At 35.8% G+C, this 14,207-nt stretch carries 10 protein-coding genes and 1 pseudogene; all 11 read left to right on the forward strand.

What is annotated here, in order from left to right; translation table 11 throughout:
• Positions 1 to 14 precede the first annotated feature (14 nt).
• Entirely contained in the window at positions 15 to 1,145 is a 1,131-nt protein-coding gene (locus tag C245_RS0104725; RefSeq protein WP_017495433.1) for an agmatine/peptidylarginine deiminase, read from the forward strand.
• 261 nt (positions 1,146 to 1,406) lie between these two features.
• Complete coding sequence (gene rplS, locus C245_RS0104730) at positions 1,407 to 1,757, forward strand: 50S ribosomal protein L19 (protein ID WP_017495434.1); 351 nt, start codon at positions 1,407 to 1,409, stop codon at positions 1,755 to 1,757.
• Positions 1,758 to 2,039: 282 nt separating this feature from the next.
• Positions 2,040 to 4,259: pseudogene (locus tag C245_RS0104735) on the forward strand (NADP-dependent isocitrate dehydrogenase); the annotation flags it as partial.
• Between the two features lie 216 nt (positions 4,260 to 4,475).
• Complete coding sequence (locus tag C245_RS0104740; RefSeq protein WP_017495436.1) at positions 4,476 to 6,857, forward strand: TonB-dependent receptor; 2,382 nt, start codon at positions 4,476 to 4,478, stop codon at positions 6,855 to 6,857.
• 37 nt (positions 6,858 to 6,894) lie between these two features.
• Complete coding sequence (locus tag C245_RS0104745) at positions 6,895 to 7,716, forward strand: DUF4249 domain-containing protein (RefSeq protein ID WP_026109873.1); 822 nt, start codon at positions 6,895 to 6,897, stop codon at positions 7,714 to 7,716.
• Between the two features lie 10 nt (positions 7,717 to 7,726).
• Positions 7,727 to 8,209 carry a GyrI-like domain-containing protein gene (locus tag C245_RS0104750; protein ID WP_017495438.1) on the forward strand — a complete coding sequence of 161 codons (483 nt, stop codon included), beginning with the start codon at positions 7,727 to 7,729 and terminating at the stop codon, positions 8,207 to 8,209.
• A gap of 4 nt (positions 8,210 to 8,213) precedes the next feature.
• Positions 8,214 to 8,654, forward strand: a complete 441-nt coding sequence (locus tag C245_RS0104755) for a DinB family protein (protein WP_017495439.1) — start codon at positions 8,214 to 8,216, stop codon at positions 8,652 to 8,654.
• Positions 8,655 to 8,748: 94 nt separating this feature from the next.
• A complete protein-coding gene (locus C245_RS0104760) occupies positions 8,749 to 11,289 on the forward strand; it encodes a T9SS type A sorting domain-containing protein (RefSeq protein WP_017495440.1) in 2,541 nt (846 codons plus the stop codon).
• A 142-nt stretch (positions 11,290 to 11,431) separates the two neighbouring features.
• Entirely contained in the window at positions 11,432 to 12,094 is a 663-nt protein-coding gene (locus tag C245_RS0104765; RefSeq protein ID WP_017495441.1) for a thiamine diphosphokinase, read from the forward strand.
• A gap of 63 nt (positions 12,095 to 12,157) precedes the next feature.
• Positions 12,158 to 13,117 carry a 23S rRNA (adenine(1618)-N(6))-methyltransferase RlmF gene (rlmF, locus tag C245_RS0104770; protein WP_017495442.1) on the forward strand — a complete coding sequence of 320 codons (960 nt, stop codon included), beginning with the start codon at positions 12,158 to 12,160 and terminating at the stop codon, positions 13,115 to 13,117.
• Positions 13,118 to 13,206: 89 nt separating this feature from the next.
• Positions 13,207 to 14,169: an alpha/beta fold hydrolase gene (locus tag C245_RS0104775; protein ID WP_017495443.1), complete on the forward strand. Its 963-nt coding sequence runs from the start codon at positions 13,207 to 13,209 to the stop codon at positions 14,167 to 14,169.
• Positions 14,170 to 14,207 lie beyond the last annotated feature (38 nt).

Below are 14,207 nucleotides of genomic sequence, written 5' to 3' on the forward strand. Positions count from 1 at the left end.
AAACTCAAATTAAGATGAAAAAATTATTTTTACCAATAGTACTACTTCCTTTGTTTACTTCCTGCCAGGAAGACGGAATGTCTGCAACACCTAACGAACCAACTGAATCCATTAAAAGCGAGATTATGTATACCATGCCTGAAGAATCTGCTCCGCATGAAGGAACCTGGCTGCAATGGCCACACCAATATCAATACGGTATAAACTATAGAGATGATCTGGATGCTACATGGGTTGCCATGACAAAATCATTGTCGACAAGTGAAAAGGTGCATATCGTTGCTTATAATACCAACGAAAAGAACAGAATTACAACTTTATTACAAAATGCAGGAGTTTCTCTTTCTGCTATCGATTTTAAAATCTATAAAACGGATGATGTTTGGGTACGAGATAATGGACCAATTTATGTAAAAGACAAAAACAATCAACTGGTAATTCAGGACTGGGGCTTTAATGGCTGGGGAGAAAAAGCTGATTTTAAAAATTGCAACACTATACCAGCACAAATTGCCGCAGATCAAAACACAACTGTTGTAGATTTAAATGCGATCATGATCAACGAAGGCGGAGCTGTAGAAATAGATGGAAAAGGAACCTTATTAGCTACTAAAAGCTCTATTCTGAACTCAAATCGTAATCCTGGAATGAGTCAGGCACAAGCTGAAGCCATTTTTAAAAAATATTTAGGAGTGTCTAACTTCATCTGGCTTAACGGAAAAGCAGGAAAAGAAATTACCGACATGCACATTGACGGGTTTGCACGATTTGGTAATGACAACACCATCGTGACGATGAGCGAAGATGATTTACTGTACTGGGAAGTACCGGAGGGAGACATTCCTACTTTGTACAATTCAAAAGATTTAAAAGGTAAAAAATACAATTTCCTAAAACTGCCTTTGACTCAAAACAAAGTGGTAACGACCTATGGAAAAAAATTAGGCTACAAAGGTTCTTATGTTAATTACTACATTGGAAACACAGTTGTATTGGTTCCTAATTACAATGATCCTAATGATGCTGTTGCCAATCAACTGATTCAAAGCTTGTATCCTAACAGAAAGGTAATTGGTATCGACGTTCGTAATTTATACGCTAACGGGGGAATGATCCACTGTGTGACGCAGCAGCAGCCTAAATAAAAAGTTTCTTTTGTTTCAAGTTTCAAGTTTCAAGTTTCAAGTTTCAGGTTTCAGGTTTCAAGTTTCAGGTTCTTATGATCCGGAATCAAAACTTGAAACTTGAAACCTGAAACTCTTAACCCTCAATTTATCAGCAACTTAAAATAATTTACAATTTATAATTCATAATTTACAATTATTTTTTACATTTGCACCCGAATTAGACTAACCTCTGGCGAAATACGTGAATGTTACTCTAAATAAACAATAATAAAAATTATCATGGCAGATTTATTAAAGTTCGTTCAAAACGAATTCGTTGCTAAAAAAGATTTCCCTGTTTTCGGAGCTGGAGATACTATCACAGTTTACTACGAAATTAAAGAGGGTGAAAAAACAAGAACTCAGTTTTTTAAAGGAGTTGTTATTCAAAGAAGAGGTTCTGGTAACACAGAAACTTTCACTATTCGTAAAATGTCTGGAGCTATTGGAGTTGAGCGTATCTTCCCAGTAAACTTACCAGCTTTACAAAAAATTGAAATCAACAAAAAAGGAGCTGTACGTAGAGCTAGAATTTTCTACTTCAGAGAACTTACTGGTAAAAAAGCTAAGATTAAAGATAAAAGAAGATAATCATTTATCTATTGGTTATAAAAAACTCGTTTCATATCATTTGAAACGAGTTTTTTTTTGGACTTCATTTTCAGAATGCCAAAACTGTAATTTTTTAATACCAAAATCGTCGATTTGACAATTTAAAGACCTCGAAATAACAATCTGATAATTTCGGCATTTCTCCTGAAAACTACACCGTTTTCGGACTGTTTTTATTATATTTGCTCCGCTCATTCTGAGCCGACTATACCTTTTACATTGCCATTCTCTGGCGATACGATTATAAAAAAAAAAAAATAGACACAGAATTCGAAAATCTATTACACCTTAACTGATGAGGCGCCCTTGTTAGCGACTTATTCTTTTTTACCTATTGTTCAAGCATTTACGGGTACTGCTGGTATCGCTATTGAAACCAGAGACATCTCTTTGGCTGGCAGAATTTTATCTAATTTTCCTGAGCTTCTAACAGCTGCTCAAAAAACCGGAGATGCCTTGGCTGAATTGGGTCAGTTGGCAACACAGCCTGATGCTAACATCATCAAATTACCAAACATTTCTGCATCGGTACCGCAATTAAAAGCGGCTATTGCTGAGTTACAGGCACATGGTTACGGAATTCCAAATTATCCTGAAGATCCGCAAAACGATGCCGAAAAGGAAATCAAAGCAAAATATGCTAAAGTTTTAGGTTCTGCCGTAAACCCGGTTTTACGTGAAGGAAACTCTGACCGTAGAGCACCGAGAGCAGTAAAGAACTTTGCAAAATCAAATCCACACTCTATGGGTGCCTGGTCTGCTGATTCTAAAACAAAAGTAGCTTCAATGCCAAACGGTGATTTCTACGGAAGTGAAAAATCGCTTACTGTTGCAGAAGCTAACGATGTAAAAATTGAATTCGTTGCAAAAGACGGTACAACTACTGTATTAAAAGCCAGTACTCCGCTTAAAGCAGGTGAGATCATTGACAGTTCTGTTTTAAGTGTAAAAAAATTAAAAGCTTTTGCTGCTGATGCTATCGCTGATGCTAAAAAAGAAGGTGTTTTACTTTCGGTACACTTAAAAGCAACCATGATGAAAGTATCAGATCCAATTATCTTTGGCGCTATCGTTGAAGTATACTTTGCTGATCTTTTCAAAAAATACGAAACTTTATTTGCAGAATTAAACATTGACACCAGAAATGGTTTAGGTGATATCTATGCAAAAATTGCAGGAAGACCTGAACAAGCGGAAGTGGAAGCTGACATTACTAAAGCAATCGAAAACGGTCCTGCTTTGGCAATGGTGAATTCTGATAAAGGAATTACAAACTTACACGTTCCTTCGGATGTAATTGTTGATGCTTCTATGCCGGCAATGATTCGTACTTCAGGACAGATGTACAATAAAGAAGGAAAACAACAAGATACTATTGCCGTTATTCCGGATCGTTCTTACGCTGGAATTTACACGGCTACTATCGATTTCTGTAAAAAACATGGTGCTTTTGATCCTAAAACAATGGGAAGTGTTCCTAACGTAGGTTTAATGGCTCAAAAAGCAGAAGAATACGGATCTCACGACAAAACATTCCAAATAAAAGCTGACGGAGTTGTTCGTGTAACAGACAACAAAGGAACTGTTTTAATGGAACAAAACGTTGAAACTAATGATATTTTCAGAATGTGTCAGGCCAAAGATGCTCCAATTCAGGACTGGGTTAAACTAGCTGTAAACAGAGCACGTTTATCTGATACTCCTGCCGTTTTCTGGTTAGACGAAAACAGAGCACATGACAGAGAATTGATCGCAAAAGTTCAAAAATATTTAAAAGATCACAATACCGTAAATCTGGATATTCGCATCTTAAACCCAGTTGCTGCTACTGAATTTACTTTAGACAGAATCATCAAAGGTTTAGACACTATCTCGGTAACCGGAAACGTTTTACGTGATTATTTAACCGATTTGTTTCCAATTCTGGAATTAGGAACTTCGGCTAAAATGTTATCTATCGTTCCGTTAATGAACGGTGGTGGATTGTTTGAAACGGGTGCCGGAGGTTCAGCTCCAAAACACGTTGAGCAATTTACAGAAGAAGGATATTTACGTTGGGATTCATTAGGAGAATTTTTAGCACTTGGTGCTTCTTTAGAGCATTTAGGACAAACTTTAGACAATTCTAAAGCTATTGTTCTGTCTGAAACTTTAGATCAGGCCAATGATAAATTCCTTGCCAATGATAAATCTCCTGCCCGTAAAGTAGGTCAGATTGACAACCGTGGTTCTCATTTTTACCTTGCATACTACTGGGCTCAGGCTTTAGCTGCTCAAAACAAAGATGCTGAATTAAAAGCGATCTTCACTCCAATTGCTGCTGAATTTGAAGCTAACGAAGCTAAAATCGATGCTGAATTAATTGGTGCACAAGGAAAGCCTCAAACGATTGGCGGTTATTACCAGCCAACTCCGGAGTTAGTAAGCAAAGCAATGCGACCAAGCGAAACATTCAACTCTATTATTGCTCAAATAAAATAGCAGTATAAAATATAGAGAGATAAAAATATCTCTTCACTAAAAAGACAACTTTCAACAGTTGTCTTTTTTTGTGAATTGAACTAAAAAAAACTCTGTACCTCCACACCAGTGTACCTTTGAACCTTAGAGAAAAAGTGATTCTTAACTTATGTTTAACAATTGTTGTGCAAAAATATTTAACAAGAATCACTAACTATGTGACTCAAAACCAAGACAATGACCACCAAAAAAATAACTGCTTTTTTATTTTTCTTCTTTACTATTCTAACATCATTTTCTCAGGAAAAATTTACACTGAGCGGTACCATCACCGACTTTAAAAACAATGAAACTTTAATTGGCGTAAACCTCTATATTCCAGCCTTAAAAATTGGTACTACCACCAATGAGTATGGTTTTTATTCTCTAACTGTTCCAAAGGGAGAGCATCAGATTGAAATTAGCTATGTTGGTTATCAGATTCTTCAAAAAACCATTACTTTAAATCAAAACACTAAAAATAATTTTGCCATTACCGAAAGCGGTGAAGAACTTAAAGAGGTCATAATTACTGATAATAAAAGTAAAATCAACATCAAATCGCCTGAGATGAGTGCCAATAAACTCTCTATTGCCACCATCAAAAGAATGCCGGTTGTTTTGGGTGAAGTCGATGTCATAAAATCAATTTTATTGCTCCCGGGAGTCACAAATGCAGGTGAAGGCGCTTCGGGCTTCAATGTGCGTGGCGGGGGTGCTGATCAGAATTTGATTTTGCTGGACGAAGCTACTATCTTTAATTCTTCTCACGTATTTGGTTTTTTCTCCGTTTTTAATCCGGATGCCATCAAAGATTTAAAATTATATAAGGGAGGAATTCCGGCTCGCTATGGCGGAAGAGCCTCTTCTGTTTTAGACATTTATCAGAAAGACGGAAACAGCAAAGAGTTTCACGTCAATGGTGGAATTGGATTAATTTCAAGTCGAATTTTAGCCGAAGGTCCGCTAGTGAAAGACAAAGGTTCTTTCCTGATTGGAGGAAGAGCTTCTTATGCTCATTTATTTCTAAAGTTATCTGAAGATCAAAAAAACAACGCTGCTTATTTCTATGATTTGAATACTAAATTGAGTTATAAGCTAAACGAAAACAACAGCTTGTATTTATCGGGTTATTTTGGCCGCGACGTATTTAGTCTGAACAAGAGCTTTACCAATATCTACGGAAATTCGACCCTAAACCTGCGTTGGAACCACTTGTACTCTGATAAGTTATTTGCCAATTTATCTCTAATTTACAGCGATTACTATTACGGTCTTGACTTAGATTTTGTAGGCTTTAAATGGGACTCCGGAATTAAAAATTATAACATCAAGTATGATTTCAAAAACTATATCTCGGATAAATTCAAACTGAACTACGGTTTAAACGGAATTTACTATGAATTTAATCCCGGAACCATTAAACCAAGTAATGAAAAATCCGGAATTAATCCGGACCAGCTGGACAAAAAATATGCTTTTGAACCTTCAGTTTATATCGAAGCCGAGAATCAGCTTTCCAAAAAACTTACACTTGCTTATGGCTTGCGCTACAGTCTTTTCTACCGCTTAGGTACTTCTACTATTAATTATTACAACAATAATGAGGCTGTAACCTTCAATAATAATATGCAGATTTACGAAAAAGGAATCCCTGTCTCAACAAAATACTTCGGTAAAAACAAGGTCATTCAGGATTACAACAATTTCGAACCGCGGCTTTCGGTTTCTTATCAGTTAAACGACGATCAGGCTATTAAAGCAAGCTATAACCGCATGGCGCAGTATCTTCAATTGATTTCGAATACCTCATCACCTACTCCGCTTGACGTGTGGATGCCTAGTGACAACTACATCAAACCCCAGCTTGCAGATCAGGTTGCTTTGGGCTATTTTAGAAATATTAATAATGGCGCCTATACCGTTGAAGTCGAAACCTATTATAAAAAGATTCAAAACCGACTCGATTATATCGATGGTGCTGATTTGATCGCTAATGATGCGATCGAACAAATAGTTCTGAACGGAAGAATGAGAGCTTATGGTGTCGAATTTATGCTTAAGAAAAACGAAGGCAAATTCAACGGATGGATTTCCTATACTTTATCCAAATCACAACAGCAGACTCCCGGAAGAACTCCCGAGGAGATCGGTATCAACAACGGACAATGGTACAGTTCTGCCTATGATAAAACGCATAATTTAGCCGTAACATCAGCTTATAACCTGAACGAGAAATGGTCTTTTGGAGCTAATTTTGCGCTTCAGTCAGGACAGCCTGTTACCTATCCAAATGGACAATATCAGTATTTAGGAATCACGGTGCCTAGCTATGGTTTAAGAAACGACAACCGTTTGCCGGCCTATCATCATTTAGATGTTTCGGCAACTTTGACACCCCGAAGAAACAAAGACAGAAAATGGAAAGCAGAATGGGTTTTTAGTATTTACAATTTATACAACCGCCAGAATGCGGCCTCGATTAATTTCCGCCAAAATACCGATACCGCTGCAAATGAAGCCGTAAAAACTTCAATTTTCGGAATTGTTCCTGCCGTTAGCTATAATTTTAAATTTTAAGACCAACTTTCCCTCCAAAGAAAATAAAAGACACATCATGAAAAAAGCAACTCTCTTAATTGTCCTTTTTATATCCATTTTCCTCACCGGCTGTGAAGAAGTTGTGGATGTTAATCTGGATACTGCTCCGCCAAAATTAGTTATAGAAGCGGCAATAAACTGGCAAAAAGGAACTACAGGAAAGCAACAAACCATAAAACTGACCACCACTACAGGTTACTTTCAAAATGTTATTCCAATTGTTTCGGGTGCAACCGTATTTATCACGAACAGCCAGAATATAAAGTTCAATTTTAGTGAAGTTCCGAAAACCGGACGCTATGCTTGCTCGAATTTTATTCCGGTAATCGACGAAATCTATACCTTAACGGTGATTTCCGGCGGAATTACTTATACTGCCACTGAATCTATGAAATCAGTCGCTCCCATAACCCGGGTGGAGCAAAACAATCAGGGCGGTTTATCAGGAAAAAAAGTGGAAACCCGTGCTTATTTTAACGATCCTGCCAATGCCGATAATTTTTATCTTTTTAAATATGTATATTCGACGAAAATTACCTCAACTTATTACGTTACTGAAGACAAATTTTTTCAGGGGAATGAATATTTCAGCACTTCAGATGATGACGATTTAAAAGTTGGTAATGAAGTCGAAATGACACATTACGGCATCTCGAAACAATATTACAATTATATGAGCATTCTGGTGAGTATTGCCGGAAACAATGTTGGCGGACCTTTTCAGTCTCCTCCCGCAACCGTAAGAGGAAATATTATCAATACGGCCGATAAGGCTAATTTTCCGTTAGGTTATTTTTCGCTTAGTGAAACCGATTACAAAAAATATAAAATTCAATAATCAGTAAAAAATGGAAGCCAGAATTCAGATCTTATCCGAAAAAAAACTAATTGGTAAATACGTAATAATGTCGTTTTTGGAAAACAAAACTCATGAATTATGGAGTTCGTTTATGCCGAAACGGAAAGAAATTAAAAACATGGTAGATACCGACTTGTATTCTCTGGAAGTTTTTCCAAGGGCACATTTTGACAATTTTGATCCCGGAAATACCTTCGAAAAATGGGCCGCAGTCGAAGTCTCTGCATTTGATGAAATACCACAGGAAATGAAATCTTTGGTAATTCCTGAGGGATTGTATGCTGTTTTTGTTCATAAAGGCCCTCAAAGTGAAGGCCACAAAACGTATCGTGAAATTTTTGTAGATTGGCTCCCCAATTCAGCGTATACGGTTGATGAAAGACCGCACTTTGCCATAATGGGTGAAAAATACAAAAAAGAAGATCCGGATTCTGAAGAAGAAATCTGGATTCCGATAACCCAAAAAGCTTAAAATCATGTTGATCGATACCTTAAAAATTCTTTTTAACAGAGACCTGAACAAATTAAAAGTTGAAATCGAATCCTATCAAAACGAAGCTCTGATTTGGACAATTGCACCGGATATTTCCAATTCAGCCGGAAATCTTTGTTTGCATCTGATGGGAAACATAAATACCTATATTGGTGCCGAATTAGGAAAAACAGATTATGTTCGTGATCGTCCATTGGAATTCTCCCTGAAAGATATTCCAAGATCTGAGCTCATCAGCAAAATTGAACATACTATTTTGGTGGTAAACAACACCCTTGACAGCCTAACCGAAGCCGATTTAGAGCTTATTTACCCGCAAATTGTTTTCGAAAAAGAAATGACAACCGGTTTCTTTTTAGTGCATCTTTCTACCCATTTAGCCTATCATTTAGGACAAATAAATTACCACAGAAGATTATTATAACTTAAATTTAAGGCTACAAAAATAAGAAGAAACAATTGTTTTTTTGTATGTACAAATAAAATATTAACAATATATTTGATACAAAAAATCATTTATGAAAAAACACTACTTCTTATTATTTCTTTTTTTTATATCATTATCGAGCAATGCTCAAGTTTCTTCAAATATTGACCCGGATTTTGACACCAAAGATTACCTTCCCAGTTTAACTTTGTTCAGCAAAGATTTTGCTTTACAGCCTGACGGGAAAATAATTCTGGTTGGAAATTCCAGTTCTTATAAATTGTACAATGACAAGAATGCAGTAAAAGGTAACAATATTTTGAGGCTAAATAAAGATTTGTCTCTTGATGAAACGTTCAAAACTGGCTTAGGGTTTAGTTCTGCACCGTCAGGTTTAGCAATACAACCGGATGGAAAAATTCTGATTGGTGGCGCTTTTACAACTTATGATGGAAAACCGGTGAGCAAAATAATCAGGTTAAATGCTGATGGTACTCTTGACAATACATTTAATCTTTCTGATAAAGGATTCAATTCATTTACGATTACAATTATACGTTCGATAAAAATACAGCCCGATGGAAAAATACTAATAGCGGGAGTTTTTGATGTTTCTATTTATCAAAAATTTACTGGCCGCAATATGCTGCGCCTAAATGCTGACGGTACTGTGGATAAAACTTTTCAACCAGGCTCCGGTTACCCTTATAATATTTTCAAATTTGAACTGCAAACTGATGGTAAAGTAGTAAGAGCCTATGAGAATACATTCAACAAAGAAACAAGTTATAGAATTGACCGTTTAAATTCTGATGGTACTTTAGATTCAGGATTTACTGCTATAGAAGGATTTGGAGGAATTTGTTCCAACAATACTGTTGGGTATGATAGTATGTACGATTGTAAATTGGGCATTCAAAAAGATGGAAAAATATTATTTGGTGGTTGTTACAGTACATTCAAATATATTGGGACCTCCGGTTTTATGAGGTTCAACACCGACGGATCTAAAGACACATCATTTAAATACGTTGTGCCAGGATTCCCAATGGCAACAGTAAAAGATTTTATTCTTCTCTCGAATGATAAAATACTAAAAAGCGATTTGACACTCATTAATAATGATGGCTCCATTGATAATACAGTTGTAGCAAAATTAGACGCAAACACAAATTCAAATAAAATTTTGTTGTGCCCGGATAATAAATTATTAGTTTGTACGGAGAATATTGTAAACTTTACAGGAGGAAGTACTTCTTTTAACCGATTTATTAAAGTAGATTTAGCTACTTCTGAAATTAACGCACAAGAACAACCCAGTACTTTTTATGCAGGAAATGATATTTTAGAAAAACCGAATGGCGACATTCTTGTTCTGGGAAATAGCAAAAGTACCTTTAATACAAAATATCATGATGGTATAAAATTGCTAAACAAAAATGGCAAGCTTTCTCAGAATAAAAATTTATACCAAAACCTATTTACATCCCCTAAAAGCGAAAAAAATACCTTTAGAAAAGGAATTGTTCTGCCAGATGGTAAAGTTATCTTAAATAAAATTGAATCTACAGGCGTAAGTAGTTTGGTTAAATACAATGATGATTTTACAATAGATGCTTCTTTTTCGGCTCCTATTTACCTTGGACGCATATACAATTTAATATTGCTTTCCGATGGAAAAATCTTAGTTACTTCGGATGGACAGGACAGTCTTACAAGATTAAACAGCGATGGCTCTAAAGATCTTAGCTTTGCTTCTGTCAGAGGATTTAACAATCTCTGCTACACTTCAGCAGTGCAAAAAGATGGAAAAATAATTGTAGCCGGTAATTTTACTTCTTATAACGAAACAAAAATCAATCGAATTGCAAGATTTAATAGTGACGGAACATTTGACAATACTTTCCGTCCTGATGAAAACCTAACCGGATTTATCTACACTACAGGCATACAATCTGACGGAAAAATCATCATCGCGGGGCAGCTAAATTTTAATTCTATAACAGAAAAGAGTTGTGTTCTAAAACGCTTAAATACGGATGGCTCTACAGATGCATCATTTACTGAATATAATTCTACTTATGTAGCGCATCTTGTACGAGGTATGGAAATACAGTCTAATGATCAAATTGTACTTTTTACTAATCGAAACAGCACCACGGATTATCAGGTAAATGACTTTAAACTATTAGAGAAAAATGGAGAAATTGACACCACATTTGATTCAGGTGAAGGATTTGATGGTAACATCACTGCCATTAAAATTCAAAAAGACGGAAAACTTTTGGTAACAGGTAATTTTGTAAAATACAAAAACAACTGGTCTAATGGAACAATCCGATTACTTGGCACTAAAAGCACATTGGATACACCCGATTATTTCTTAAACAATGACAATTCTAATCTTGTTTTATTTCCTAATCCGGTTAAAGATGTACTGAACATTTCGTCAGATGAAAATCTATCTATAAAATCAATACAAATTTATAATACACTTGGACAATCTGTATTAGATACCAAAAACATAAAAAACTTCTCGAACATCAATGTTTCGGAATTGAGTAAAGGGATTTACTTCGTTAAAATAAATTCAAACAAAGGAACAACAACAAACAAATTTTTAAAAAATTAACCAAATGCTCTCTTAATTGAGAGCATTTTTTTTGCTCCCCTATTCTCGTAAAATCTCCATTGCAACTAATTTAGTTATTTGCCTGATCTTTTACAGCTCATAACTTTTGTACATTTGCAGCACATTTCAAATTAAAAACTAAATGTCTTCACACCATATCGTACGCGACGACCAGGAACCCGCTTTAATTATCGCCAACGGAGCAGCATGCCATCCCGAATTATTAGGACAATTACTGGAATGGTCTCCTCTGGTTATCGTACTCGATTCAGCCATTGAAAGAGTAATTGAATTGGGCATCAAAGTCGATGTCCTTCTGGGTGATTTCGACCGTGGTTTTGATCCTGAAATATACAAGACAACACAATATCCTATCGAAATTGTTCATACTCCCGATCAGGACAAAACCGATCTGGAGAAAGCTTTTGATTATTTAATCGATCGAAAAATACCTGCTGTAAATGTTGTCTGGGCCACCGGAAAACGTGCAGACCATACCATAACCAATATCACCAATATTGCCCGCTACCGCGATTTGCTTAAAATTGTTATACTGGACGATCACTCTAAAGTATTCTTACTCCCTCATAAATTCGAGAAGTGGTACACCGCAAAAACTCCTATTTCCTTGATTCCGATTGGGGTGGTTAACGGAATTTATTCAACCAATTTACAATATCCTCTTGAAAACGATACCTTAACCATTGGCTACAGAACCGGAAGCAGTAATTCTGTTCTTCAGGATGGTCTGGTAACCATTATCCATACCGATGGTGATTTACTGTTGATGGAATGTATGGATTAAGGATTGTTGTTCTGAATGCAATCACAAAAAAGGAATGACTATCTTTGCACCCAAATTCACAAAATGAAAGCAACAGACAATTCCGAAAAAAACAATTTACATCCCCGAAATCTGCATCGTTCACGTTATGATTTCGAACTTCTTATTGCAAATTGCCCTGAATTAAAAGCGCAGGTTGCCGTAAACAATCACGGAATTGAAACTATTGATTTCAGCAATCCCCTTTCGGTAAAACTGCTCAACAAAGCTTTACTGAAAACCTATTATGGCATACAAAATTGGGACATTCCTAAAAATTATCTTTGTCCGCCAATTCCCGGAAGAACGGATTACATCCATTATCTGGCCGATTTACTGGCCGAAACTAATAACGGAACTATTCCTCAGGGATCATCCGTGTTAGGTTTAGATGTAGGTACGGGTTCTAACTGCATTTATCCTATTTTAGGAAATGCTGTTTACGGCTGGGACTTTGTTGGAACAGATATCGATAGAAAAGCAATCGAAAACTGCAGTAAAATTATTGAAGCAAATCCAAAACTAATTGAAGCCATTAGCCTTCAGCAACAAACAGAATCGCGCTTTATTTTTAAAAACATCATTACTCCCGAAGATCGTTTTACGTTCACGATGTGCAATCCGCCTTTTCATGCTTCGGCAGAAGAAGCCAATAAAAGTACGGTTCGTAAAGTTTCTAATTTAAACCCGAAGGACAAAAAGAAAGTAAACCCTGTTTTAAACTTCGGAGGTCAAAATGCGGAATTATGGTGTGATGGAGGTGAGCTTCGTTTTATCACTCAAATGATTTACGAAAGCGCTAAATATGCCACACAATGTCTCTGGTTCACCACTTTAGTATCCAAAAGAGATAATCTTTACAGCATTTACAAAACATTAAACAAAGTAAATGCGGTCGATATTCAAACAATTGATATGGCTCAGGGCCAAAAAACAAGCCGAATTGTAGCCTGGACTTTTTTAAGTGAAAACCAACAAAAGGCCTGGAACTTTGAAAATGCCTGATATTGAAATTCTAATAGTTTAAAATAAAATTCTGATACTTTTTAGAGTGACCATTTTTGTACCTTTAAAGTAATTTGAATTTTATTACTATGGCAAAAATTTTCTTTAAAGTATTGTTCTTGCTTTTACTAGCAGGTTGTGCGGCTTCTAAAAAGACGAAATTTGACGATTATGTTTTTAAAACAAAAAGCGAAAAACAAGTTTATATAAATTCATACGATCAGGCACTAAAGCTTTGGGATATTCCTTATACCGAGGAAACTATACCTACAACTTACGGAACAGCTCATCTAATTATTAGCGGTATAGAAAACGGTAAAGACTTAGTGCTCCTACATGGTATGGATGCGAGTTCGACTATGTGGTATCCCAACATAAAAGTACTCTCCAAAACACACCGCATTTATGCCATTGATTTTATAATGGAACCCGGAAAATCTACTTTGACGACAAAACCACTGTCTTCAGAAGAAATAGTCCTTTTGTACAATGAAATTTTCAATCATTACAAATTAAAAAATATTGATCTTATAGGAGCCTCCCGCGGTGGCTGGATTGCAACATTACTAGCCACTCAAAAAGAAAATTCTATTGATAAAATAGTATTGTTAAGTCCGGCACAGACCTTCAAATCTGTAGATAAAGTAAGAAAGATGACTCCAGCCTTACTATTGAAACTTTTCCCAAATGAAAAGAATTTCGAAAAAACATTGAACATTTTTTCTATTCATCCCGAAAAAATCAGTCCGGTTTACAAAAGACAATTCTATTTGGCCAACAAATACGCAAAGTCAAATTCAAGCATGCTGAAAATGCGTCCTTTCTCAGATGATGAACTAAAATTCATCGCCAATCCGGTTCTGATTTTAATTGGAGATCAAGATCTTATCAATTCAGAAAAAAGTCTTGAGCGTGCTCAAAAACTTTTAGTAAACGGTACAACAAAAACGATTAACGATGCGGGTCATTTTTTAAGTATAGACCAATCTAAAGCTGTAAATGAACAGGTAATTGAGTTTTTAAATCCTAAGAAAGCAAACTTAAACCCTTAAAGAAAAATATTTTTCGCAACGTAAACACAAGATAAATA

The organism is Flavobacterium sp. WG21 (assembly GCF_000335775.1).
Taxonomy (GTDB): Bacteria; Bacteroidota; Bacteroidia; order Flavobacteriales; family Flavobacteriaceae; genus Flavobacterium; species Flavobacterium tructae.